At 63.0% G+C, this 24,343-nt stretch carries 24 protein-coding genes and 1 pseudogene; 17 read left to right on the forward strand and 8 right to left on the reverse strand.

Going from position 1 to position 24,343, the window contains the following annotated elements; translation table 11 throughout:
* Positions 1 to 6: 6 nt before the first annotated feature.
* The 9 genes from NLM33_RS39660 (at position 7) to NLM33_RS39700 (ending at position 10,396) form a co-directional block, all read left to right on the forward strand.
* On the forward strand, positions 7 to 1,005 hold the full coding sequence (locus NLM33_RS39660) for a tripartite tricarboxylate transporter substrate-binding protein (RefSeq protein ID WP_254106111.1): 999 nt from the start codon (positions 7 to 9) through the stop codon (positions 1,003 to 1,005).
* A 181-nt stretch (positions 1,006 to 1,186) separates the two neighbouring features.
* Positions 1,187 to 2,836 (forward strand): NAD-dependent malic enzyme, encoded by a 1,650-nt coding sequence (locus NLM33_RS39665; RefSeq protein WP_256570585.1) that lies wholly within the window; start codon positions 1,187 to 1,189, stop codon positions 2,834 to 2,836.
* A gap of 139 nt (positions 2,837 to 2,975) precedes the next feature.
* Positions 2,976 to 3,368, forward strand: coding sequence for a BlaI/MecI/CopY family transcriptional regulator (locus NLM33_RS39670; protein ID WP_027524466.1), 393 nt, complete (start codon positions 2,976 to 2,978; stop codon positions 3,366 to 3,368).
* Entirely contained in the window at positions 3,365 to 5,884 is a 2,520-nt protein-coding gene (locus NLM33_RS39675) for a M56 family metallopeptidase (protein ID WP_254103825.1), read from the forward strand. The genes NLM33_RS39670 and NLM33_RS39675 overlap by 4 nt, the downstream gene beginning before the upstream one ends.
* Positions 5,824 to 6,297: a serine hydrolase gene (locus NLM33_RS39680; protein WP_254103827.1), complete on the forward strand. Its 474-nt coding sequence runs from the start codon at positions 5,824 to 5,826 to the stop codon at positions 6,295 to 6,297. The genes NLM33_RS39675 and NLM33_RS39680 overlap by 61 nt, the downstream gene beginning before the upstream one ends.
* A gap of 168 nt (positions 6,298 to 6,465) precedes the next feature.
* A complete protein-coding gene (locus NLM33_RS39685) occupies positions 6,466 to 7,956 on the forward strand; it encodes a DUF1800 family protein (RefSeq protein WP_254103829.1) in 1,491 nt (496 codons plus the stop codon).
* A 2-nt stretch (positions 7,957 to 7,958) separates the two neighbouring features.
* Positions 7,959 to 9,215 (forward strand): DUF1501 domain-containing protein, encoded by a 1,257-nt coding sequence (locus NLM33_RS39690; RefSeq protein ID WP_254103831.1) that lies wholly within the window; start codon positions 7,959 to 7,961, stop codon positions 9,213 to 9,215.
* Positions 9,216 to 9,570: 355 nt separating this feature from the next.
* Positions 9,571 to 10,119, forward strand: coding sequence for a septal ring lytic transglycosylase RlpA family protein (locus NLM33_RS39695; protein ID WP_254103833.1), 549 nt, complete (start codon positions 9,571 to 9,573; stop codon positions 10,117 to 10,119).
* A 121-nt stretch (positions 10,120 to 10,240) separates the two neighbouring features.
* Positions 10,241 to 10,396 (forward strand): hypothetical protein, encoded by a 156-nt coding sequence (locus tag NLM33_RS39700; protein WP_254103834.1) that lies wholly within the window; start codon positions 10,241 to 10,243, stop codon positions 10,394 to 10,396.
* Here NLM33_RS39700 and NLM33_RS39705 read toward each other — a convergent pair whose 3' ends face one another.
* The 3 genes from NLM33_RS39705 to NLM33_RS39715 all read right to left on the reverse strand — a co-directional run bounded on the left by NLM33_RS39705 (position 10,397) and on the right by NLM33_RS39715 (position 13,980).
* Entirely contained in the window at positions 10,397 to 10,762 is a 366-nt protein-coding gene (locus tag NLM33_RS39705; protein ID WP_254103836.1) for a hypothetical protein, read from the reverse strand.
* A gap of 88 nt (positions 10,763 to 10,850) precedes the next feature.
* Positions 10,851 to 11,114 (reverse strand): hypothetical protein, encoded by a 264-nt coding sequence (locus NLM33_RS39710; protein ID WP_371930046.1) that lies wholly within the window; start codon positions 11,112 to 11,114, stop codon positions 10,851 to 10,853.
* A gap of 178 nt (positions 11,115 to 11,292) precedes the next feature.
* Positions 11,293 to 13,980, reverse strand: coding sequence for an alpha/beta hydrolase fold domain-containing protein (locus NLM33_RS39715; protein ID WP_254103840.1), 2,688 nt, complete (start codon positions 13,978 to 13,980; stop codon positions 11,293 to 11,295).
* Positions 13,981 to 14,239: 259 nt separating this feature from the next.
* Here NLM33_RS39715 and NLM33_RS39720 point away from each other — a divergent pair, with 259 nt between their 5' ends.
* Positions 14,240 to 14,470, forward strand: a complete 231-nt coding sequence (locus tag NLM33_RS39720) for a hypothetical protein (protein WP_254103842.1) — start codon at positions 14,240 to 14,242, stop codon at positions 14,468 to 14,470.
* Between the two features lie 105 nt (positions 14,471 to 14,575).
* On the opposite strand, the gene NLM33_RS39725 is transcribed toward NLM33_RS39720, so the two are convergent.
* Positions 14,576 to 15,811 carry an LON peptidase substrate-binding domain-containing protein gene (locus NLM33_RS39725; RefSeq protein WP_254103844.1) on the reverse strand — a complete coding sequence of 412 codons (1,236 nt, stop codon included), beginning with the start codon at positions 15,809 to 15,811 and terminating at the stop codon, positions 14,576 to 14,578.
* A 267-nt stretch (positions 15,812 to 16,078) separates the two neighbouring features.
* Between NLM33_RS39725 and NLM33_RS39730 the strand changes: the two genes are divergently transcribed.
* The gene (locus NLM33_RS39730; RefSeq protein ID WP_254103845.1) at positions 16,079 to 17,578 is read left to right on the forward strand and encodes a carboxylesterase/lipase family protein; all 1,500 of its coding nucleotides are present in this window, start codon (positions 16,079 to 16,081) and stop codon (positions 17,576 to 17,578) included.
* Positions 17,579 to 17,828: 250 nt separating this feature from the next.
* Here the strand turns inward: NLM33_RS39730 and NLM33_RS39735 are convergent, their stop codons facing one another.
* A complete protein-coding gene (locus NLM33_RS39735) occupies positions 17,829 to 18,008 on the reverse strand; it encodes a hypothetical protein (RefSeq protein ID WP_254103846.1) in 180 nt (59 codons plus the stop codon).
* A gap of 164 nt (positions 18,009 to 18,172) precedes the next feature.
* Between NLM33_RS39735 and NLM33_RS39740 the strand changes: the two genes are divergently transcribed.
* Positions 18,173 to 18,970 carry a class III extradiol ring-cleavage dioxygenase gene (locus NLM33_RS39740; RefSeq protein WP_254103847.1) on the forward strand — a complete coding sequence of 266 codons (798 nt, stop codon included), beginning with the start codon at positions 18,173 to 18,175 and terminating at the stop codon, positions 18,968 to 18,970.
* Between the two features lie 156 nt (positions 18,971 to 19,126).
* Here the strand turns inward: NLM33_RS39740 and NLM33_RS39745 are convergent, their stop codons facing one another.
* Entirely contained in the window at positions 19,127 to 19,936 is an 810-nt protein-coding gene (locus tag NLM33_RS39745) for a hypothetical protein (protein ID WP_254103849.1), read from the reverse strand.
* A gap of 175 nt (positions 19,937 to 20,111) precedes the next feature.
* Here NLM33_RS39745 and NLM33_RS39750 point away from each other — a divergent pair, with 175 nt between their 5' ends.
* Positions 20,112 to 20,921 (forward strand): IS5 family transposase, encoded by an 810-nt coding sequence (locus tag NLM33_RS39750; protein WP_254103231.1) that lies wholly within the window; start codon positions 20,112 to 20,114, stop codon positions 20,919 to 20,921.
* On the opposite strand, the gene NLM33_RS39755 is transcribed toward NLM33_RS39750, so the two are convergent.
* Entirely contained in the window at positions 20,858 to 21,589 is a 732-nt protein-coding gene (locus tag NLM33_RS39755; protein WP_254103851.1) for a hypothetical protein, read from the reverse strand. The genes NLM33_RS39750 and NLM33_RS39755 overlap by 64 nt on opposite strands.
* A 185-nt stretch (positions 21,590 to 21,774) precedes the next feature.
* Here NLM33_RS39755 and NLM33_RS49935 point away from each other — a divergent pair.
* Positions 21,775 to 21,948: pseudogene (locus NLM33_RS49935) on the forward strand (SOS response-associated peptidase); the annotation flags it as partial.
* An 89-nt stretch (positions 21,949 to 22,037) separates the two neighbouring features.
* Here the strand turns inward: NLM33_RS49935 and NLM33_RS39760 are convergent.
* Positions 22,038 to 22,310 (reverse strand): hypothetical protein, encoded by a 273-nt coding sequence (locus NLM33_RS39760; RefSeq protein ID WP_254103853.1) that lies wholly within the window; start codon positions 22,308 to 22,310, stop codon positions 22,038 to 22,040.
* A gap of 371 nt (positions 22,311 to 22,681) precedes the next feature.
* On the opposite strand from NLM33_RS39760, the gene NLM33_RS39765 reads away from it, so the two are divergent.
* The 3 genes from NLM33_RS39765 (at position 22,682) to NLM33_RS39775 (ending at position 23,794) form a co-directional block, all read left to right on the forward strand.
* On the forward strand, positions 22,682 to 22,882 hold the full coding sequence (locus NLM33_RS39765; protein ID WP_254103855.1) for a hypothetical protein: 201 nt from the start codon (positions 22,682 to 22,684) through the stop codon (positions 22,880 to 22,882).
* 363 nt (positions 22,883 to 23,245) lie between these two features.
* Positions 23,246 to 23,482 (forward strand): hypothetical protein, encoded by a 237-nt coding sequence (locus tag NLM33_RS39770; RefSeq protein ID WP_254103857.1) that lies wholly within the window; start codon positions 23,246 to 23,248, stop codon positions 23,480 to 23,482.
* A 99-nt stretch (positions 23,483 to 23,581) separates the two neighbouring features.
* Positions 23,582 to 23,794, forward strand: coding sequence for a hypothetical protein (locus NLM33_RS39775; RefSeq protein ID WP_254103858.1), 213 nt, complete (start codon positions 23,582 to 23,584; stop codon positions 23,792 to 23,794).
* Positions 23,795 to 24,343: the final 549 nt, after the last annotated feature.

The raw sequence follows: 24,343 nt of genomic DNA on the forward strand, positions 1-24,343 counted from the left end.
GGAATGATGGGTGGATTGTCGGCCGGATTGCGCGGGTGCGTCACTGCGATTTGCGCATTGATCGGACTTGTCGCGTCTGCCGCACCAGGGACGACCCAGCCGTTCCCGTCGCGGCCCATCACACTGGTGGTGCCGTTTGCGGCGGGCGGGCCGACCGACACGCTGGCGCGGATTCTCGCCGAGCGGATGGCGGCCGATCTTCACGCAACGATCGTGGTGGAGAATGTGGTCGGCGCGTCCGGCAGCATCGCAGGCGCGCGCGTGGCGCGGGCAGCCCCTGACGGCACCACGATCACCATCGGTCATTGGGGCACGCATGTGCTGAACGGAGCGGTCTACAAGCTCAGCTACGACGTGCTTGCCGATTTCGAACCGATCGCGCTGGTTGCGAGCGGGCCGCAGCTCATCGTCGGCAGGAAGACTCTCGAGGCCGGCAATCTCAAGGAGCTGATCGCCTGGCTGAAGGACAATCCGAACAAGGCGTCAGCCGGGACGGCCGGCGCCGGTTCCGGCGCGCATGTCGCCGGCGTGTTCTTCAAGACGAGGACCGGCACGGAATTCCAGTTCGTGCCCTATCGGGGCGCCGGGCCGGCCATGATCGACCTCGTGGCCGGGCAGATCGACCTGATGTTCGATCAGGCGTCGAATTCGTTGCCGCAGATCAAGAACGGCACGATCAAGGCGTTTGCGGTGACCTCGCCGACGCGACTTGCCTCCGCGCCCGACATTCCGACGGTCGACGAAGCGGGCCTCCCCGGCCTCTACATTTCCTACTGGCACGGATTATGGGCGCCGAAGAACACGCCCAGGGACGTCGTCGAGCGGCTCAACGCGGCCATCGTTGCCGCGCTCGCCGATCCCACCGTCCGTCAGCGCTTCGCGGAGCTCGGTCAGGAGATCCCGCCGCGCGAGCAGCAGGCTCCGGCCGCACTCACAGCGTTCCAGAAAGCCGAGACCGACAAGTGGTGGCGCATCGTGAAGATCGCCGACATCAAGGCGGAATAGGGCTCGGCGTTAACTCTTGTGGCTGGCCTGATGCAGCAGCGGCAGCCTGCGTCATTCTTCATCACACGCGCGTCGCTGCGGTGCGAGATCACAATCAGGGCTTGACCTGTAACGTCCTTGATCTCAATCGAGGGGTGGCCGACAATGTTTGTTCTCACATAAGAAACTCTTGGGGGAATTCGTGAATAGACCTGACCGGGTCAGCGCCCACTCAACGCCTTCCAGCTCGCCGCGTGGCATGACGCTGCTCCGCGATCCCTTGCTCAACAAGGGCACCGCTTTCACCGAACAGGAGCGTGCCGCGCTCGGCCTGCGAGGCCTGTTGCCGCCTTGCGTGCTGACGATGGAGGACCAGGCGGAGCGCGTCTTGATCAATCTGCGCAATCTGCCGAGCGATCTCGAGAAGTATGTTGCGCTCAACGCGTTGCATGATCGCAACGAGGCGCTGTTCTTTCGCGTCGTCTGCGACAATATCGATGAGATCCAGCCGCTGATCTACACCCCGACGGTCGGGCTCGCCTGCCAGAAATACGGCCTGATCTTCCAGCGTCCACGCGGCATGTTCATCTCCTCGCGCGACCGCGGCCAGATTGCCGAGCTCCTGAAGAACTGGCCTTATCCGGCGAAGCTGATCGTGGTGACCGATGGCGAACGGATTCTCGGTCTCGGCGACCTCGGTGCCAACGGCATGGGCATCCCGGTCGGCAAGCTCTCGCTCTATTCGGCCTGCGCCGGCGTGCATCCGGAGCAGTGTCTGCCGATCGTGCTCGACGTCGGCACCAACAATGAGGAGCTGCTGCGCGATCCCTATTATCTCGGTTTGCGCGAACGACGCCTGACGGGCGAAGCCTATGACAGTTTCGTCGACGAGTTCATGCAGGCCGCGCGCAAGACGTTTCCGGGCGTGCTGATCCAGTTCGAGGATTTTGCCAACCACTCCGCGTTCAAGCTTCTGCACAAATACCGGGACGAGGTCTGCGTCTTCAACGACGACATCCAGGGCACGGCGGCGGTGGCGCTTGCCGGCCTGTTCTCGGCTCTGCGCGTCAGCGGCGGCAAGCTCAGGGATCAACGCATCCTGTTCCTGGGCGCGGGCGAGGCGGCGACCGGCATCGCCGATCTCGTGGTCTCGGCGATGATGGCGGAGGGCGCCTCCGAAGCCGAAGCGCTGGGGCGCAACTGGCTGGTGGATTCCCGCGGCCTCGTCGTCAAGGGGCGGGCCGGCCTGTCCGGTCACAAGCTGCGCTACGCCCACGACCATGGGCAGATCGCCGACTTCCCCGCGGCGATCGAAACGCTGAAGCCGACCGCGATCATCGGCGTGGCGGCGGTCGGTGGGGCGTTCACGCCGGACGTCCTCAAGGCGATGGCGAAACTCAACGCGCGTCCGATCGTGTTCGCGCTCTCCAACCCGACCTCGAAGGCGGAGTGCTCGGCCGAGGATGCCTATCGCTACACCGAGGGCCGCGCGCTGTTCGCCTGCGGCAGTCCCTATGACCCGGTGACGCTCAACGGCAGAACCTTCGTCCCGCGCCAGGGCAACAACTCCTACATCTTCCCGGGCGTCGGCCTCGGCGTGATCGCCAGCCGGTCGCGCCTCGTGACCGACGAGATGTTCATGGCCGCCGCGCATTCGCTCGCCGATTGTGTCGGCAGGGACGATCTCGACCAGGGCAGCCTTTATCCGGCGCTGCCGCGCATCCGCGAGGTCTCGGCCAAGATCGCCGCCGCGGTCGCCCAGGTTGCCTATCAGCGCGGCCTTGCGGAAGGGCCGGCGCCAAATGACGTGATGGGCCTCGTCCGGTCGCTGATGTACGAGCCGCACTACTGACGGCGCCGCCGCCCGCCCCGGCGACCGGATCGGTCAGCACCACGGCACTATCTGAGGTGGAAACGCCGTTGCGCGGTGCGGCCGCATATGCGACGATCTGTAGCGTTACAATAAACCTTCAGCCGCAAGGTCACACATCATGGACGATCGTTTGCCCGAACTGGGCGACCTCGAGCGCGAGGTCATGCAATTGGTTTGGGCTCACGGGCCGGTGACGGCCGAGGTCGTGCGTGAACGGCTGCCGCGTCGTCTCAAGGAATCGACAGTCCGCACCGTCCTGCGCCGGCTGGAAGAGAAAGGCTACGCGCGGCACACTGTGGACGGACGCACCTATGTCTACCAGGCGGTCGAGCCCCGCGCGCGCGTCGCGGCGAAGGCGGTCCAGCGCATCGTCGACTGGTTCTGCAACGGCTCGATCGAGGAGGTGCTGGTCGGCATGGTCGATAATGCGATGCTCGATCAGCAACAGTTGCGCACGCTGGCTGACCAGGTGGCCAAGGCGAAAAAGGTAAGGGGAGTGAAGAAGGAATGATCGCAACTCTGGCAGAGGCGGCGCTGCGCTCCTTTGTACTGGGAGGCGTCGTCTGGTTTGGTCTTTATCTCTTTCGCGTGCGCAATCCGCACGTGCACATGACGGCGTGGGTCGTCGTGCTGCTGGCCTCGCTCGCGATGCCGTTCGTGATGCACTGGCCAACGCTCACCATCACCCGCCTGCCATTGCCGGTGGCAGCGCCGGACGACGTCTGGCCGGCTGAAGCGCAGCTGGCCGAGTCCTTGCCGCCCTTGTTGTCCGCCGAGCACGGCGCAGCCCTGGCGCCGCTGGCGAAAAGCGCGGTGCCGATCAACTGGTGGGCCATCGCCACGGTGACCTATGCCGGCGTCGCCGGCTTCCTGCTGCTGCGGCTCCTCGTTGGCCTTTGGCTGACCTTTCGTCTCGCGCGGGCTGCGAAGCCGATGGGCGGCCCCCGGGTGGTCAATGCCGAGGTGCGCGTCAGCCGCGACGTCGGCGGTCCCGTCACCTTCGGGTCGACCATTCTCGTGCCGCCGCAGTTTCTTGACTGGGACGCGCGGAAGCGGCTCGCCGTGCTCGCCCATGAGGGCGCGCATGTCGCCAATCGTGACTTCTACGTTCTGCTGCTCGCCTCGCTCAACCGCGCCGTGTTCTGGTTCAGCCCCTTCTCGTGGTGGCAGCTCGCGCATCTCGCCGAGCTTGCCGAGATCATCAGCGACGTCCAGGCGATCGAGGCGATCGACGACAGGCTGTCCTACGCGGAAATCCTGCTCGACGTCGCAACCTCTGTGAAGCCGCGTCCGATGGAGCTCGCGATGGCGCGGGCATCGACTGTGCGCGCCCGCGTCGAGCGCATCATTGCAGCAGCGGCCATGCCCGCTGCGGTCGGCTGGCGCAAGCGTGTCTGGATCGCGGCCATGATCGTGCCCGCCGTGATCGTCTCGACCGGCATGATCGCCTATCGCACGCCGGAGGCGAGCCCGACCGTGGAGGATGTCGGGGAGGCCGGCAGCGCCCAGCGCTACCGCGCGTTCGTCAATTTCTACGCGCTTGGCCCGACGTCGGTATTCGCCATCTTCCGCGACGGCGACGAGTTGTTTGGGCAGTGGACCGGGCAGCGCAAGCTGCGACTGACGGAGCGGGATGGTCTCGCATCCTATGTCGCCTCGTTCGGCAACATCACGTTCCCGGTCGATGCGGAGCGCCGGTCCTCGGAGCTGATGATGCGGGTGAACGGTCGCGACGTCCGCGCCACCCGCGTCGCCGAGATGCCGGCTCCGGCCGCCGATACAGCCACGCTCGACCAGTATGTCGGCTGGTACAAGGTCGCATCCAATCGGGTGCTGACCGTCAAGCGCGATGGTAACCGGCTGTTGGTGCACGAAACCGGCCGGCCCGCCTTTGCCCTGATGGCCGAAGGCGCCGACGCGTTCTCGATCAGGGGCGACGATCTCGTGGTCTTCCTGCGCGACGATCAGGCCCAGGTGGCGCGGGTCCTCCTGCACAGCGCCGCGTCAGGCCCGCGCCTGGCGGGGCGCATCGATGAGGCCGTCGCAGGCAGCATCGAGGCCGACTTCCTGCGGCGGATCGCGGAAGTTCCGGAGCGGTTCAGGGAACAGGTCCCGGCGCCGGGCAGCAAGGACATGATCCTTCGCGGGATCGAAGATTTGCGCCGCGGCACGCCGAACTACGACTCCATGAGCGCGTCGCTGGCCGCAAAGATCCATCGGCAGGTCGGTGAATTGCACGCGACGTTCCTGGCGCTCGGCGCGGTGGAATCGATCTTCTTCCGCGGCGTCGGCCCCGGCGGCTATGACATCTATGGCGCGAAGTTCGAGAACGGCACGGCCGAGTTTCGCCTGCTGATCGACCCGGACGGCAAGGCCGGTGACGTCATCTTCCGTCCCGATGGCAACGACGAGTTCGGCGGCATCGTCGCCTGTTCGGAACAAGCCGCCGTTCGCGGCCAGGCCGGCACCTCGCCGATCAGGATCATGTTCTACAACGACACCGGCGACGACATTCAGGTCTTCAACCTGGATGCGGATGGCAATCGGCGCGTGCAGACGACCATCGGAAGCAGCATGACGTCGTCCTTCCTCACCACGGTCAATAGTCCGTGGGTGATTGCCGACCGTTCCGGACAATGTCGCGAAATCCTGCTGCCGGGACGCCAGACGCGTTTCTACAACGTCGACGCGCCGCATCCCGGGGCACGGCTCGGGCGCGTGGCGCGGCGGAACATGCCGATCGCCAACGGCGAGGAGATGCTGCGGCAGTACATCGAGAGCGTCGGCAAGGGCCGTCCGGACTATGACCACATGACCACGGAGGTCGCCGAGCAGACGCGTCAGCAGCTTCCGTTCGACCAGGCGATCCTGACGCGGCTCGGTGCGCTGCGCGCGATGTCGTTCCGCGGCGTCACCGCGCTCGACAGCGACATCTACATCGCGCAGTTCGCCAACGGCTCGGCGGAATGGCGGATCGGGGTCAAGAACGGCACCATCACGAAAATCGCGCTGGGGCCGAACTTCTAGGAACGCAGCATGCGAGTTGGGTCAAGGGGGATAGCGATGCCGGAGGGGGTTTGCGCTTGCGACCACGCGACATGGCAAAAATCGGCCAGCTCGTCCTCGCGGGCGGCCGGTGGAACGGTCGCCAGATAGTTTCGAAGGCATGGATCGACGCCTCGATGACACCGCAGCTGAAAGCCACGGGTCCCTATTTCTACGGCTATCTCTGGTGGCTGGGTCGCTCCCAGATCAATGGACGTGAGGTCCACTGGGTTGGCGCGCTCGGTCGAGGCGGGCAGTCGATCCGCATCGTTCCGGAGCTCGATCTCGTCGTCGTGGTGACTGCGGGATACTACCAGGACTACAGTCCGCAAGCGTTTCAATTGCAAAACGGCGTTTTCAGAGATGTCTTGCGGGTGATTTCGCCTACGGGCTGAACGCCTTGATTTGCGGGGCGAGGTTGATGAGCACCCGTCGCGGGCCGCTCAATCGGAGCTTGCGGTCGATAGATGCAAATGCTACGATCTGTAGCATTACGGGGCGTCGTGGTCGGCCGAGCCGACTTGGCGCGAAGGTTCGGTTGGCTGACATATCGGGCACCCGCCATGAGCAATTCTGCAAAGGCTGAAGCCGTGCTGGCGCTCCATCGCTTCGGCATGGGGCCGCGACCGGGGTCGATTGCCGCGATCGAGGCCGACCCACGCGCAGCGCTGATCGCCGAGCTCGACCGGCCGTTGCTGCTGGCAGCCGCAGCGAGCCTGCCCTCCAGCGCCAAGGCCTACCGCACGGTTGCAGACGCCAACGCCAAGCGTGCGGCGCGGGCCAAGCAGGAAGCCAAGAAACAGCAGATGGCCGCGGCTCCCGTCATGGCCGAGGGCCAGGACGCCAGCCAAGGAAATAACCAGACGCAGAAGCAGGGACAGACCCAAGGACAAAGCCAAGGTCAGGGCGCGGAAGCTGCCGCGATGGCGGCCAAGAAGGCCGCCGACGCCGTTCCCGATCCAGGACGGCCGATCTATCTCGAGGAAGCAAAGGTGCGCACGGAGGCTGCGCTGGCCGCCGAAATCGGCTTTGCTGAGCGTCTGGTGTGGTTCTGGTCCAACCACTTCTGCATCTCCGCAAACAAGATCCAGAGCATGTCGGGTGCCTATGAGCGCGAGGCCGTTCGTCCGCACGTGCTCGGCCGCTTCAACGATCTCCTGCAGGCCGCCGAAGGCCATCCGGCCATGCTGTTCTATCTCGACAATCTCGGTTCGATGGGCGCGAACTCGATCGCCGGCATCAACCGCAGCCGCGGCCTGAACGAGAATTTTGCGCGCGAGATCATGGAGCTGCACACGCTCGGTGTGCGCAGCGGCTACACGCAGGACGATATCATCGGCTTCGCCAACGTTCTGACGGGCTGGACCCTGATTCCGCCCGGCAACGATCCCGAGCGAGGCGGTGAATTCAGCTTCAACCCGCGGCTGCATGAGCCCGGCGGGCAGACCGTGCTCGGCAAGCTCTACGACCAGGATGGCGTCGAGCAGGGGCGCGCCGTGCTCCGCGACCTCGCGGCCCATCCTGCGACGGCAACGCATGTCGCGACCAAGCTCGCGCGCCACTTCATTGCCGCGATGCCGCCGCCTGCGCTGGTCGAGCAGATGGCGAAGACGTTTCGCGAGACTGACGGCGACCTCAAGGAAGTCGCCAAGACGATGGTGTCCTCGCCCGAGGCGTGGAGCGAGCCGCCGTCCAAGCTCAAGCGTCCCGGCGAATGGGGCCTGGGCATGGTGCGCGCGACCGGCATCACTCAGGTCGATCCGACGCGCTACACGGGGGGATTGGAGCTCCTCGGCGAGGCGCTGTGGCGGCCGTCGGCGCCGAAGGGCTATCCCGACGACGAGGCGAGCTGGATCGACGGCGTGGGCCGGCGGCTCGACATTGCTAACAATTTCGCCGAACGCGTCGCAGGCCAAGCCGATCCGCAGGACATCATCGAGACTGTATTCGCGTCGCAGGTGTCGTCCGAGGTGAAACAGGCGGTCAATCGCGCCGAAAGCCGGCAACAGGCGCTCGCGCTCCTGTTCATGTCGGCGGACTTCCAGAGGAGGTGAGGATGAGCTTCGCCAACCACCTGCCGACACGGCGTGAGCTGCTGATCGGCTCGGGCGCGCTGTTTGCGTGGAGCCAGATGCCGAAGCTCGCACGCGCGGAAGGGCGCGATCCGCGCCTGCTCGTCATCATCTTGAGGGGTGCGCTCGACGGTCTCGGCGCGGTCGCGCCGGTCGGCGATCCCGACTGGATCTCCTTGCGCGGCGAGCGCGCTCTGGTGCTCGACGGCAAGACGCCGGCGCTGCCGCTCGATCCCTTCTTCGCGCTCAATCCGGCGATGCCCAACCTGCATCGGCTGTACAAGAGCCAGCAGGCGCTGATCGTGCACGCCACGGCGACGCCCTATCGCGAGCGTTCGCATTTCGACGGCCAGGACGTTCTCGAGAGCGGAATCGCAAAACCCGGCGCGATCGGCTCCGGCTGGCTCAATCGGGCGCTGGTCGCGCTGGAATCGGGCGGTCGTGTCGATCCGCGCGGCAGCCGTGCGCTCGGCGTCGGTGCGGTGACGCCGCTGGTTGTGCGCGGCTCGGCACCCGTGATGACATGGGTGCCGCAAAAGCTTTTGTCGGCGAGCGAGGATACGCAGAATCGCCTGCTCGATCTCTATCAGCACACTGATCCCAAGCTTGCGGCCGTGCTTCAAGCGCGCATGAAGCTTGCCTCGCTCGGAGGCCCTGCGGGCATGGGCGATCCGATGTCGGAGGATCCGACTCTGATGCCACCCGGCATTGCGCGCGTGCGCGCCTATTTTGCGGAAGCCGCCGGCACCGCCGCGCGCTATCTCGCAAAGCACGACGGCCCGCGCGTTGGCGCCATGGGCTTCGTCGGATGGGATACGCATATCGCCGAGGGTGCTGCCTCGGGTCAGCTCTTCAACCTGCTCGGCGCACTCGACGGCGCGCTCGCCTCGATCGAGACCAATATGGGCGAGGCCTGGCACGACACCGTCGTCGCCGTCGTCACCGAGTTCGGCCGCACCGCGCGGATCAACGGCACGGAAGGAACCGACCATGGCACAGGCACGGTCGCATTCCTCACCGGCGGTGCGCTCAAGGGCGGCCGCGTGATCGCGGACTGGCCGGGATTGAAGCCGGCACAACTATTCGAGGATCGCGATCTGAAGCCGACGACGGATCTGCGCGCCGTGCTGAAGGGACTGCTGCGCGACCATCTGCGTGTCGAGGACACCGTGCTTGCCAGCACCGTGTTTCCCGACAGCGCCGATGTTACGCCGATGAGTGGACTTGTCGGTAGCGGATGAGGCGAGACGCGCGAGGTGCGCGGAATCACGATTGAGGTCGCGATGTGCTTCCTGACCCAGCGGGAGATCGAGTTTCTGGCCGGCTTGCAACGGCGATGGCGCAAGCTTTATTGGCGTGAGCTCGTGCGGCTTCTCACGGACAGCGCAGCGCGCGAAGCGCACGCCGCTTTCTGGCGAGAGTCCCACGGTTGATGCGCCCGATCGGAGGCGCTGCGTCTTGATTCGAGAGCGCGACAAACTGTGGTGGAATCGCAACAGCTCGGATGAAACTGCATCCAGCCGCAGCCCGGCTTTTTTTCCGACAAGGTTCTGCCTCCATTGACCGACGGACTAGGGGCCGGTCGGAGGCGTAATCATGTCTCGCTTCGCATGTGCCAGAACCGTTCACCAGAACGGCGCAAGCCAAGGTTCCCCGCGTGGGCAGGCTGCTCGACTTGTCCTCGCCGTTATCGGCGCAGCATCGCTCGCTGCCTGTGCGCAATCCCCGGTGGCGCGGCAGAAAGCCGAATTCGCAACTGCAAGCCGGCAAGCCATGACCGAGCACCGTCACGAGACCCGCAGGCTCGCGGGCGTCTACGCCCGGCCGCGGCATCACGCGCCGACCCGCGCGGTCGAGGCGCGCACGGCCTCGCAGGGCGTCGCAAGCTTCTACTCGGACGACCAGGAGACCGCGAGCGGCGAGAAGTTCGACAAGCACGAACTCACCGCCGCCCATCCTACGCTGCCGTTCGGTACGCGCCTGCGCGTGACCAACGTCTCCACCGGCCGCTCGGTGACGGTCCGCATCAATGACCGCGGACCCTATGTCCGCGGGCGCGTCGTCGACGTCTCCTATTCGGCCGCGGAGGCGCTCGGCATGGTCAACAAGGGCGTCGCCAATGTGAAGCTCGACGTGGTGCAGTAACCGCCGCGTCGCAGGAGTCTGGCTCTGCGACGTCGCACCCGCATACCGCGCTTAACCGGCTGTTAGTCTCGCTGAAGCAACATGGCGGACTAGACAAATTTCGACGGTTCGGGGAGGGCGCGTGAACACGATCCAGTATCTTGAGGACCAGGCTGCGCGTGCCGAGCGGCTGGCGAAACGGATCACGGATACGCCCACGGTCGAGAAACTGTTGTCCTTCGCAGGCGATCGTCGCCGCGAGATAGAGGCGATGGCCGGCAGGCGCCGGCCGGCCTGATCATCCCGCAATCCGCGCGCGAAATGCCGCGTGCAGGCCGGGCGGTGTGCAGGAGCTCGCGCAGATGTTGCGCTCGACGAAGTCCCGCAGATGGTCGGGCAGGTCGGTGCCATCGATGTCGGAGCGGGATTGGATTTCGTGGGCGACGTCGGCCGAGATATCCTTGACCCAGTGCTCGAGCGTGTTGAACGAAATGACCCGCACGGGATCGCGGAAGCAGCCGGCGATGAACTCGCCGATCGTCTGGTCGAGATCCGCGCGCTCGATGCGGATTTCCCTGGTGCCGCTGATCCGGTCGATCACGACGAACAGTGTTTGATCCGCGCCATAGGGCACATCGAGGGATAACGGGACGGCTTCAAGCATCTTGGCACCCACGCCTTAGCTTCGCATCACCGTCAACGGGAAAAAGCAGAAGAATGTTCCTCGCGATCTCGTTCGTTGTCGCTCGGCGTCAGAGAAACTCCCGCAACCGGGACAGCTCGGCGATGTGCTCGGGCGAGAGAATCTCCGTCACCAGCGGCGGTTGTGGCGCCGTATGGATCTGATAGAGGTGCCGGGTTGCCTGCGGCTTGTCCATGAAGGCCGTGATGCATCGGTCCAGCGTGTCTTCGAGCACGAGGTAGGTCTCCCGGTCCTCGCGCCGCTGGTTTCCGAGTGAGGGCCATTTGCGCAAGCGCGCGGTTGCGCCGAAGTTCACTTTGGACTCGGAAGACATCTGTCCCTGTTACGCGCTCACGCAAAAAGAACCCCAGCACGCATAGTCGCGTGCCGGGGCCAACACCTATCGCTGCATCTCAATGCCACGCGCTCACAACGCGCGCGGCCAAGCTTCGTTCCCGTCGACGAAACCATTTTTGACCGCATCCACGTCGCCAGAGCCGCGACACCGGAAGTCAGCTCGCGGCGGCCGCGATCTTGTGCGCGGGCCGCGCGTGATCGCGGCTTGCGCCATGGCCGCGCCGTGCCTCCGGTGGAAGGCCGGCGAAGCGGCGCAAGGCCTCCGCCATCTGTAGCCGTCCGCTGACGCCCGTGACCACCACGTCGACCATGGCGAAGGACGAATGGAAATGGCCGCGCGCCTGCAACTGGTCGACCGGAACGCCTGCGGCTGCGAGCGCGTCCGCATAGGCGATGCCTTCGTCGCGCAAAGGATCGAACTCGCAGGTCACCACGAACGCCGGCGGCAGGCCGGCGACCCTGCCGCGCAGCGGCGAGACTCGCGGATCGGTGCGCTCGGCGGGCGAGCAGTAGATGTCCCAGAACCAGTACATCAGCGAGCGCGTCAGGAAATAGCCGACTGCATTCTCCTCATAGGACGGACGGTCGAATGTGCAGTCGGTGACCGGGCACACCAGAAGCTGGCCTGAGATCTGCGGGCCTCCACGATCGCGCGCGAGTTGGCAGGTGACGGCGGCGATATTGCCGCCGGCACTCCAGCCCGCGACCAGCACCGGGCCCGGCGTGCCGCCGAGCTCTGCCGCATGCGCCGCGACCCAGCGCGTCGCCGCATAGCCGTCCTCGGCTGCCGCCGGGAAGCGGTGCTCCGGCGCATGCCGATAGCCGACGCTGACGAAGATCATGCCCGCGCGCCGGCACATGTCGCGGCAGAACGGATCGTCGGACTGTTCGTCGCCGAGCACCCAGCCGCCGCCGTGGAAATAGACCACGATCGGGTGCGGCCCCGGCGTCGCCGGCCGATAGAGGCGATAGGGCAGCGGACCATCAGCGCCCTCCAACGTGCCGTCGACGACCTCGCCGACCAGCCGACCTGCGGGGCGGGCCTTGTTGAACTCGTCGACGAAGGCGCGCGCACCCAGCGCGCCCATCGATTCGATCGGCGGAAGGTTCAGCTGCGCCAGCATGCCCAGCACGATGCGCACGTCCGGCTGCAGGCGCACGATCTCGCCGTCATTGCACTGCGCGGCGACGTTGGGCCCGGTGAGCCTGAAGCCGAGCATGCCGCGGGCAACGATCTCGTCGCAGATGCTGCGGTAGGGGCCGACGCCGCCGGTATAGGGCATCAGGCCCTGCACCTTGCCTGGAACGTTGGCGCCCGTGTACCAGGTGTTGGCGAGCCGATGCAGCGTCAGCATCGAGCAGTCGGCCATGTGCTGACCCCATCCGGCCTGCGCCGTCTCGGTCGCCTCGATGGTGGTGAAGCCGGCGTCGCGAAGTGCGGCCAGGCGCTCGACCACCCAATCGACATGCTGCTCGATGGATACGGCCATGTTCGACAGCACCGACGGACTGCCGGGTCCTGTGATCATGAAGAAGTTGGGGAAGCCCGCAACCGTCAGGCCGAGATATGTCTGCGGTCCGTCCGCCCAGAGGCCGGACAGTGACTTGCCGTCGCGGCCGGTGATCGGATGCACGGCCCGGATCGCCCCGGTCATGGCATCGAAGCCGGTCGCGAACACGATAACATCCACCTCGAAGCTGCGCTTGTCGGTGGTGATGCCGTTGGCGGTGATCGCCTTGATCGGCTCCTGCCGCAGATTCACCAGCGTCACGTTGGGCCGGTTGTAGGTCGCGTAGTAGTTGGTATCGAGGCAGGGCCGCTTGGCGCCGAACGGATGGTCGTGCGGCATCAGGGCCGCGGCGGTTTCGGGATCCGTCACGACGTTGCGGATCTTCTCGCGGATCAGGTCGCAGATCAGCGCGTTGCCGTCGACGTCGACGGCCTGATCGGCCCAGAGCTGGGTGAGGATGTAGACCAGATCGCCCTTGCCCCAAGCCTCTTCGAAGCGGGCGCGGCGTTCGGCGTCGCTGAGCTGCCAGCTCACGGAGGTCTGTTGCGGATAGGGCACGCCTGCCATCGACCAGCGGGCCTGCTCGCGATAGGCGGCGCGGTCGCCTTGCAAGAGGCCGAGCCGGTCCGCCGGCGCGGGACCGTTATGGGCGGGCAGCGCGAAATTCGGCGTGCGCTGGAACACGGTCAGCTGTGCCGCCTGTTCGGCAATCATTGGGATTGACTGGATGCCCGAGGAGCCCGTGCCGATCACGGCGACGCGCTTGCCCGCGAGATTGACACCGTCATGCGGCCAGCGCCCGGTGAAATAGACCTCGCCCTTGAAATCCTTGACGCCGTCGATTTCAGGCGGCTTTGGCGCGGAGAGACAGCCGGTTGCCATGATGTAGTGGCGGCAGGAGACGGCTAGGCCGTTGCTGGTCGTGAGCTGCCAGCGTCCGGCCGCCTCGTCCCAGCGCGCTTCAGTGACCTTGGTCTCGAAGCGGATGTCGCGCCGCAGGTCGTAGCGATCGGCCACGAAGCCGAGATAGCGCAGGATTTCCGGCTGGGTTGCGTATTTCTCCGACCAGGTCCAGGCCATCTCGAGATCCGGATCGAACGTATAGCTGTAGTCGATGGTCTGAATGTCGCAACGTGCGCCGGGATAGCGATTCCAGTACCAGGTGCCGCCGACGTTGTCGGCCTCCTCCAGCGCGACTGTTGTCAGGCCCGCCTTGCGCAGCCGATGGAGAAGATAAAGACCGGCAAAGCCTGCGCCGACAACGGCGACGTCCACGTGTTGGACTTTCCGGGTGGCCTCCGAAGCACGTGCTGCAACCATTGCCTCAGCCATGCGATTATCCTCCCGAGTATTTTGCTTTGTCGACAGGCTATCGCCGCAGCGTTGGTTTGTCATCAGCGCAAGCTCAATCTTGGGTAGCGGGAGGCGTATGCGCTGCATGCGTAACGTACGCCGCGCCGCAGCAACCGGCGTGAGCGCTTGATTTTTCGACGCAATCACGCTGTTGTTCCATCGGTGCCGAGTTCCGTGCATTGCTCTAGGAGAACAAGGTTCTCGAGGCGCTTAAAGACCAAGGCTCTCACGAAACGTCATGAAGAAGCTGAGCGAGCGAACCAAGGCGAACATGGACGTGGTGTTGGAGGAAACCTGTCGTCAACTGCCGTATGGCGGCGACCACGACAGCCGCAGGTTCATTGCCGAGCGCCTGATCAAGGCGGCGGAAGCCGGCCATTCGACGCTCGGCGAGCTCGGCATCGTCGCGCGCCGCGCGCTCGCGGAGCTGACCGGCAAGGATGGTCGGGGCAAGGATGGTCAGGGATAATGCCGGCCGTGGATGAGACAGCCCGGACCCGAGCGCCAGGTCCGGCTGCCGCAGTCTTGCGCGTACGGAAGCTCCGAATGTCCCGAACGCGCCAGACGGCCTGCTTCAGGCCTCGCTTGCACTGCGAGCGATGAACTCGGCCACACGGGCGCGCGGGATCCTATGCTCGGCAAGCAACTGCGCCGCAGGGCTTCGCGTCTCCGGAAATATGCCGATCAGCATGTTCGCGCCGGTCACAGCAGTGCGGCCCAACTCATGCGCATGGATTTCCGCGCGCTGTTCGGCGCGTTCGAATGCAGCGGTAGGCTTGGCCTCCCTGCCATCCTGGGCGACGATGTTGTTGAGCCCGCGATCGACATAGGCCTTGAGGCTCGCTCTCATGGCGTCGATGTCTGCGTTGCAGGCCTGCATCACGGCGGAGGCGTCGGCATCGTCGAGCAGCGCGAGCAGGAGATGCTCCAGCGTGGCGTATTGATGGTGCCGTTCCGTGGCATAGCCGAGAGCGCGGAGCTTCGTTGCCTGGAGCGCCGGCGACAGCGGGCGTCCAAAATCCATGAAGGCGTCGACTTGCTTCAGCCGCGCCACAGGATCGAGCGTTGCCAGCAGGTTCTGCTTGTCGCCCATCGGCAATCGCAGGCGCGTTGCGATGATGTCGGCGACGCGGCCGGGATCGCGGGTCTGTTCGAGCACGGGCCAAACCCCGGGTATGCGGATGTCACGGGCTGCCGCGTAGCGTTCGAAGCGCTTGACCGCGCGGAGGATCAGTTCGGGAGCGTCGGGGATCGGCCCCTCGCCGAGGGCGGCAACTTCCGCCTCGAACGCACCGCTCGTGGTGACGAAGCGGTGGATCAGGACGCGGCGGTTGACCTGCGTCAGCACCTTCAGCGTCCCATCAGGAAGCGATTCAAGCTCGAGCAGCTGGGCGATGACGCCGATCGTATGGACATCCCCGTCTCCAGGCTCGTCGGTGCCTGACTCCTTCTGGATCGCCAGCACCACCTCGCGCTGTCGTTCGAACGCATGGTCGAGCGCCTGCATGGTCTTCGGGCGTCCGACGAACAAGGGATAGGTCGCGGTCGGGAAGGGGACCAGGTCGCGCAGTGGAACCGCGGGGTAGCTTGCGATTCCGTTTTGAGGTCCTGTTGCCTGCGCCGTTGCGGGCGGCGTCCTGCCGTCGCGTCGATCGGCCTGGAGCATTGCAGACATGGTGTTCCAGTCGGCGACGCCGAACATCCTGGAGACCAGCTCCAGGCTCTCGCCGTGACTTATGCTGATGGCCTTGATCTGAAGGGAGTCGCGCAGGGTCTGCGCCATAGCCTTGGCATCGCGAAAATCGCGCATCTATCTCGTCCTTTGCAATGAGCGAACCAGGCGTGTCAGGTGGTTGCGTTGCTGACCCGGTCGCTCGGGCAAAGGGAGGCCGAAAAAGGCTTCGATACGTTCACCGTCCCCTGGAGGGTGCAACCGGCAGGTCGTATCAACCGGACGAAAAAGTGGCCCAAAGCGTGCTCGCTGTCAATCGTACCGACGCCTGGATGAGGCTTGCCTCACCGCGTCAGGCAGACGTAAAAGTATTGGACGCACTTACTGCGCATTGAGATTTCGCCGATGCGGTCCTTGCTGGCGCTCGCTACGGCTTCGATGGTCCTGGGACAGGTCGGCTTGGCCGCGGCCCAGCAGGCCGTGCAATTTCCGTTTGCCCTGACGCATGAAGGCCAGATGCTCGGCGCTGTCGAAGGCGAGGTGGCTTCTTTCAAGGGACTGGCGTATGCGGCCGCACCACTCGGGCTGCTCCGATGGCGCGCGCCAGAGGCGCTTCCCGAGAGCTCGGAGATGCGGACCGCCTACGATTTTGGTCCGGCGTGCCTGCAGCCTGCGATGCCGCATGCGAGCGAGGATTGTCTCACGCTGAACGTCTTCCGGCCCTTCGGCGTCGATGGACCGCTGCCGGTGATGGTTTTCTTCCATGACGGCGGCTTCGTCACGGGCACGGCGAATGATCCCATGTTCGACGGCGCGAAGCTTGCGCAGTCCGGCACCATCGTCGTGACTTTGAATTATCGTCTCGGGGTGTTCGGCTGGCTTGCGCATCCCTCGCTCGCCGTGAATGCGCCCGACGGCGCAAGCGCCAATTACGGCATGATGGACCAGATCGCGGCGCTGCGCTGGGTTCATGACAATGCCGCCGCGTTCGGCGGCGATCCCAACAACGTCACGTTGTTCGGTTCGGGCTCCGGCGCGACCTCGATTGCCCTTCTGATGCTTTGCCGAGAGGCGCGCGAGTTGTTTCACAAGGCGATCCTGCAATCGCTGCCCGCGCGTCAAGGCGTGCCGTCGCTGCAAGAGGCTGAGGCCGTTGGGCAACGCGTGTTCTCCCTGGTCGCGCGCGACAGGAGCACGTCCGATCCGCGTGCGTCGGATACGAGAATGCTGCTCGCCGCCGAAACCCTGCTGTTCGCCAAATCCGCGCGCAGCTTCGGTCCGGTGCTGGACGGAAAGCTCGTGACGGAAGACATCGCGAGCGGCTTCGGTGCGGCGCATGAAAGCCGCATCCCGCTGATCATCGGCTCGAACGAGGACGAGACGAGTTTTGCCGGCGAGCCCGATCTGAAGGAGGAGCTCCGCCTCGTCGGTGAATCCGCCGATCGATTGAAGGCGCTCTATCCCGGCATGTCCGGCAAGCCTGCGGAGCTTGCCGCCCGGCTCTACACGGACAGAGTCTTCACCGAGCCCGCGCGATTCCTCGCGCGTCTGCACGCGGCGAGCGGCGCGCCGACCTACCGCTATCGCTTCTCCTACATGGGTGAAGCCCAGCGTGCGAACGGCGATGGCGGTCACGGAGGGGAGCTGCAATTCGTATTCGGCGCCCAAGGCGTGCCGGGCGCGAGCCCCTTCACGCGCGCCGACCGCGAGCTTGCAGGTCAGTTGCGCGGCTACTGGACCAATTTCGCGAGGACCGGCGACCCCAACGCGCCGGGCCTGCCGCGTTGGGACACAAGCTCGCAAGGTGAGCGCTTGCTGCTGATCTCAAATGACGGAATAGCTAGCCGCGACGATCCCCTGTCGGGGCCGCTCGATCATCTCGAACGACGGAGCCCCCGGGGGTGAGCGGCGGGCGGGCCCTTTTCAGGTAGAAGGCTCGCGTGCTTGCTGCGCCTTCCGCCCGAAGCCTTCGCGACCGTCCGGCAAAATGTCGAAAACAACCCCATGCAAAGTAGCCGAGGCCGCCGGGCATGACTTCGTATTTGCCGAAATAAATTGACACGTCGGGCAAATCACCGGTACAAGTCCATCATCGCAGCACGTGGGATGGATGGCGGCTTGTCGGCGAACCGCGTCAATCCGCCTGGCGAAAGGATTACGCCGCGAGTTCGACGCGGGGCGCGGCCGTCAGCTTCTCTTCTTCCAGGAAGTCCATCGCGCCGTCCTTCTCGACGGCGTAGCACTGCCGGCCTTCCCTTGACATGTAGGCGGCGCGGACGACCCCGCGGCGGCCCTTGTCACTGTTGACGACATCCCCCAGCGCAAACTTTGCCATCATGCTTCCCGCAAAAAAAACCAACCGGTCGAGTGCTTCGACCGGCTGCGGATTTTGGAAGGCAAATCGTTAACGACTTGCTAACCATGTGCTTTTCCCTATGCTCGCCGCCGAAAAGCGCGCGCGTTAGACCGCGCCTGTTACGAGAGAGATGAGCCGACGCGATGACCCGATTTCCGACCTTCTTCCTGTCGCATGGCGGCGGACCCTGGCCGTTCATGGACGACAGGCGGGTGCAATATGCCAAGACCGCGCAGGAGTTCAGCCGGCTCCCGCAACGGCTGCCGTCACGGCCGAAGGCGGTGCTCGTCATCACCGGTCATTGGGAGACGGAGCAGTTCACGGTCTCGACCTCGGCGCATCCGCCGATGGTCTACGACTACTATGGTTTCCCCGAGCATACCTATCACCTCAAATATCCGGCGCCGGGCGAACCGGCCCTGGCCGCGCGGGTGAAGGAGCTTCTGGGTCGCGCTGACGTCGATTGCCGCGAGGACGCCAATCAGGGCTTCGATCACGGCACCTTCGTGCCGCTCGGCCTGATGTATCCGAACGCCGATATGCCGATCGTGCTGTTGTCGCTGAAATCGACCTACGATCCGGCCGAGCATATCAAGGTGGGCCAGGCGTTGGCCGCACTCCGCGATGAGGGCGTTCTGATCGTCGGCAGCGGTCTCACCTACCACAACATGCGCGGCTTCGGACGCGCGGAATCGAAGCCCGTGTCGTACGAGTTCGAGGCCTATCTGAATGAGGCGATCGGCCAGCCGGACGCTGCGCGGCGCAATGCCATGCTGATCGACTGGCAGAACGCGCCGAGCGCGCGGCTTGCGCATCCGCGTGAGGACCATCTGTTGCCGCTGATGGTTGCCGCCGGTGCGGCTGCGAGCGACGCGGGGCACCGTCTGTTCGTCGACGAGGTCGCGAGCGTCGCGATGGCGTCGTACGAGTTCGGCGGCTGAATATCTGCATCCTTCTGCCTTCTCCCCTGGTGGGAGAAGCATAGATTGTTCTTCTATTGCTATTTCAACGCATCACCAGATCGGTGTCCCTATAGTGTCCTTCCGAGCCGCGCCTTCGGACGCTTGATTGTATCACGCGCCAAGGCGGCCAGAACGTCACTGAGTGGGCTCGAATTTGCTGAATAAGGCGTCGTACTCATTATCGAAGAGCGCCGCCAGATTGCGGACAACCTCCGGATGCCGGTCATTGTAGTAAGCTGCATACGCCCATCGCCGCCGCTCCGGGTCATGCACTTTTCCCGAAATGAAGGGGTGCACCCCTACCGCGTCCAACACACCCATGGCGGTCTCGAATTCGTGTATCGACATTATCGAGTACGGCATCTCGTCGAGCCACTCTGTTGGCAGGCCGGTCCGCAAAAAGACCTCCCTGACAAGAGCATCTAACCGCACCGGCAACTCATGGCCGAAAAAGTACCACTCTTCCAGAGTGACGATTAACGGGTAGATGCGTCGTTCTGGTTGGTACGTAAGCTGGGGGTACAAGCCCAATCGATAGTCAGCGATTGTACGATAGAGTTGCACAACAGCGCCTGCGAGTTTCTGTATGTCTTGCTGAAGCGCACCAAGATCGGCCAAACCAGATTTAGACGCCCAAGTAAGTCGCTTCGTTTTGCATTCAATGAACAACGCGCTTTCGTCGCCCTCTTGGACGATCCAGTCCGTGGTGTCTTTCCGGCTCTTACCAAGATGAAATTCTGCCTCGGGATGCACCTTCATCTGCTCATTCAATATCCGGGCGGACAACACGGTGCCAACATAATCCTGAAATGACTGACCAAAGTCGTACGAAAATCCCTGTTGATCTCTTAGCGAATAGTACAAACCTGACGTGAAGCGCCAAAAAAACAGGGTCGGCACGGGACAAGCGAACTCTTCCTGCCCGACGTCGCTCAGACCGATCAACGGAAACTCTCGGAGAGACGAATAGGAGTACGCAAATCCCTCATCCAGCGCGTGTTCGGACCTGATACGGTTTCGAAGCTCACCAATGCTTAGCGACGTAAACTTCAAAAATTGGTCGATATGGCGCCTAGAGGCTGTTAGGGACTGATTAACCATAGAGGTTGAGGTTTGCGGGATGTCGATTCCCCGCGAGCCTTATCCTTCTGACGTTTCCGATGATGAGTGGGCGCTTGTTGCGCCCTATCTGACACTTTTGCCTGAGGACTCCTCGCAGCGGACGCACGCGCTTCGCGAGGTTTTCAACGGCCTGCGCTACATCGTGAAGACCGGCGCGCCCTGGCGCTGGATGCCGAACGATTTGCCACCGTGGGAGATCGTTTATCAACAGGCGCAGCGGTGGTTGCGCGCGGGTTGTTTTGAGGCCCTGGCCGAGGATCTGCGCGTCATCCTGCGCCTTGCGGCTGGACGACCTGCGCAGCCGACCGCCGCCATCATCGACAGTCGAACTCTGCGCTCGACACCCGAGAGTGGCGCCCGCGGCGCCTACGACGGAGCCAAACGCAAGAAAGGGTCGAAGCTACATCTGGCCGTCGATACGCTCGGCCATCTTCTGGCGCTACATGTCACGCCCGCCAACAGCGACGATCGCGCCGAGATTGGCCGGATCGCCAAGGCGATTCAGGCAGAGACTGGCCAGAGCGTTGAAGTCGCCTTCGTTGACCAAGGCTACACAGGCGACAAGCCTGCAACGGCGGCTGCAGAACACGGGATTGCCCTCGAGGTCATCAAGCTGTCGGAGGCCAAACGAGGCTTCGTGCTGCTCCCAAGGCGATGGGTCGTCGAACGATCCTTCGCGTGGGCCACACGCTTCCGAAGACTTGTCAAAGACTACGAGCGATGTGCTCAGACCCTCGCCGACCTTCACCTCATCGCCTTCGCATGCATCATGCTCAAAAACGTCGCTAAACTCGCTGCTGGTTCATAACAGCCTCTAGTAAGTTCGGGAATTTCAATCTTGATGTCCTTAACCACAAACGGGCGATCGAGAAACATCCCAAGATATGCCATTCCAATCATGAAAATATGCTCAACTGTCAAACCAACCGCACGCACCGCATGCGCAGCGATGTTCGCGGTGTTGAACAGCTTGTAGTACCTGATGATATAGCGCCAATTGGGGTATTGTTGCTGCCACACAAACTGACGATGCGACACTCGCATCATTTCTAGATGAATTTTCTTCGGACCGACCAAGCACGCATAAATATCCCCCTCCAGCTCTCTCAATCCATTAGCGACCTCGGCAAGAGTTGACCATTGACGCAGTCGTCTTGCTTCGAGATTGGTATCGTGACCATGCTGGATGACTTCGCGCGCGATCTGCTCCAAGGTCCATTCGGCCAGCAAAGCCTGTGGCATTGACGCGGCCAATAAGGCAGGCTCGACTTCAATGTCACTTGGGATTTTGAAATCTGGCAACTGCAAATATTGAGCATAGGCCCAAATCGCGTAAAAGCTATCTCGGTAAGCCAGTTGGGCAATGCGCTTTTGTATCGATCCGTAAATTCTCGCTATCCTTCTAATCGACGGCGCGCGAGATTTTCGGTCTGCAAGCGACTTGCGCAGCTTCAGCGCACGGCGCTGTCGATGCATAAGCCGCTTTCTATATCGAGAGCTTAGCCGCTTCATTGCCTCTGCTCAGGTGCATCCTTCGTCCGAAAGCCTCTGTTGAAAGCGGAAGGCATGCGCGGTGCCAGGGTGCCATCGACCGAAATTTTCATTCGTCCAATCAAGTTCGCCTTCGAAAAGCGATTGAATAGCTGAGCGTCGGGCGGTCCATTTGCAACCTCTGCAGCATCACCACCGATCAAGCCGCCATCCTCGCGCTCTTCCGCGTGGTCAATCGCTACGTGGGCAACTTGCAGCCGATGCCCGGCGTCTTCTCTGACTATCCAGCGCCCGTGATCCGCAACACGCAGGCCGGGACCGAGATGACGCTGATGCGTTGGGGCAACTTTGGCCGAACAAGGCAACGCGGGTGAGCAATTGCGAGGTTAAATGGAATAGGGCCGCCAGAGAGGCGGCCCAGTTCATAAGCGTTCTATTCAACGGCCACGTATATGAACTTTGGTCCTTCTGGCCCCTGAATGTAAATCGTGCTCCCCTCACTCATGTTTGGATTGAAGGTAGCGCCATAGACGGCCACTTGGCTTGGACGAAAACCGAGATCGATCCGAACTCCAGCTGCGTTAGGATCTAGCTTACCTTCACCGCACGCAACTCGCCGCTGTTGACCAGAGCCGCTCTTTTCTAGAGCTCTAACGCGTTGCTCCAGCTCTTCGATATATTTGCAAAAGTCATTCACGCCAGCCATTCTAAAGTTTCCCCCTATTTGGCCAATGGTCCATACTAGGTTGAGCCAACGCAATATGACAACTGGAAACTAGAGGCGAGAGACGTTGATCTCCTTGCCGCGCAACCGCCGCCCCGACGATATTGCACGTCGGGGCCCTTCAAGATCATCAGGCCGGTTACATCCGCCTCGCCGAAGTAATTGCGCCGCCCAATCTGCCGGTTAATCCGAGTTTGGCATCAGTTCGTTCCCAATCCGGAACGCGGTGATGCAGAATGTCGCGAGCGTTGCACATTTACAACCCGCACAGCCATTCCTGATACTAAGCTGGTCGATCGAGACGACCGAAAAGATATTGCATATTTTACTTCAAAAACGATCAGGGGGCGAAAATGTACGATGTCTATCGCAATCACAAATGCGACTTGCTCGTCCTTAGCAATGGCTCGGCGATACCTGTGTCCTACTCTGGAAATAAGTGGCGGAAGAGCAGAAAGAGAATTCTCAAAGTCAGCGACGAGATCAGGTCAGCCGTTCAGAGGCAAGGGTATTACGTCCGTAGCTTGCGCGCCATCAAGCAAGGGATGGTCTAGGTCGGGTGCGTTGACGGTCGCCTCCTCACGCCCTTCCGCGTGGTCCCTTTCAAAGTTGCTTCGATGGAGGAGGCGCGGCCTGTAACAGCCATCCACTTCAGCACTCATCTGCTTTTTTCGGTGCCCGAGTGACGGCCGTCTCCAGCTCCACGGCGGTACGGAATACAATCCGAGCGAAAGCGACCCGCGGCTTGAAGTATCGGATCAGGTGGTGAGACCCGGTCGCGGTGCGCGCCTGTGTCTCAATTCCCACACTGCGACTAAAAAGGCGTCAGTTTGTCGCCTTTCGAACAGACGGGCCGGTGCCGACCGCTCAATCCTGTCAGCGTTCTCTGTACTAGATTTGGGGGATCGCTGGCGAGAATGGAACGCTCCCTGATTACTGACATGCCGCGCGACAAATATGTCGAGCGCTGCAAGCAACGAGCCTTTGCCTATCTCGATCAAGGCGATTTTAGGAAAGCAGCCGCCTTGTTTGTTGCCGATATGCGCGCCCGTCCCGATTGCGAACTGCCACACCACTTGGCAATGCTCGGCGTTTCGCTGTTGATAAGTGACGATGCACTCGGCTGGAGGGCGCTGATCGAAGGATTGAGGTGATTGTCTTCTGCCAGCCTTCCAAGGGGTATGGATCAAGCTGGCTCAGGGTGAAGAACCGCAACCATCCGGAGATGAGCTGCGTGATGTTGATGCCATGCGATGAAGCGGGTGGGTCTGTCGATGAACTTTTCAAACTCGAAAGACGAAAGTTTGTTGTGGCTTTGGGAAAGTGTCCAACGACAAGTGCTCGCGGACCGCGCGGGCGGTGGACGCTCCCGCTGTGTTGGTGACAGCCTGCGCGCATACGCTGAATTGCTTCGTTCGGAATTGAACGAACGGGAGCTGAAATACACGCCGATCGATTGGTTATGAATAAAGTGCGCTGCGACAAGACGCGGGATGAATAATATTCGGGGGCAACAATGTGTCGACCTACTTGGCTACCTTCTCCACGGGTATTCGCAACATTGCTATCGCCGGCCGGCGCGATCACGCGCAGCCACCCGTAAATTTCTCAAGTGTTGACGGCTAGGCGCACTGGTTAAGTGGTGCGCGTAGTTTTGAGCGCCCCGACATGAAAACGCCAAAACCAAAGCAATGGGCCAAGCAGGATGTCCGACGATTGGTCAGGCTGGCCCGGCAGGGAGTTGGCGCATCGAAGATAGCCATCGAGTTGGGCCGCTACGCCGGATCAGTGAGGCGAATGGCGCGAACGATGGGAGTACTGTTGAAGAAGTAGCCGTCGTGGGAACGCCCCGCTGGACTGTTGAAGCCAGAACTTTGGTCTTAGGCAGCCCCGTAGATTTCCCAAGTGTATTGCCGTCTCAGATCGGGTAGCGCTCCTTGCCATGCGAGCCCATACTAACACCCATCGACCTCCTGCCTGCGAGAAGTGCGAGCGCGAGATGACGCACCTCGGAG

The organism is Bradyrhizobium sp. CCGUVB1N3 (assembly GCF_024199925.1).
In the GTDB taxonomy this organism is placed as follows: Bacteria; Pseudomonadota; Alphaproteobacteria; order Rhizobiales; family Xanthobacteraceae; genus Bradyrhizobium.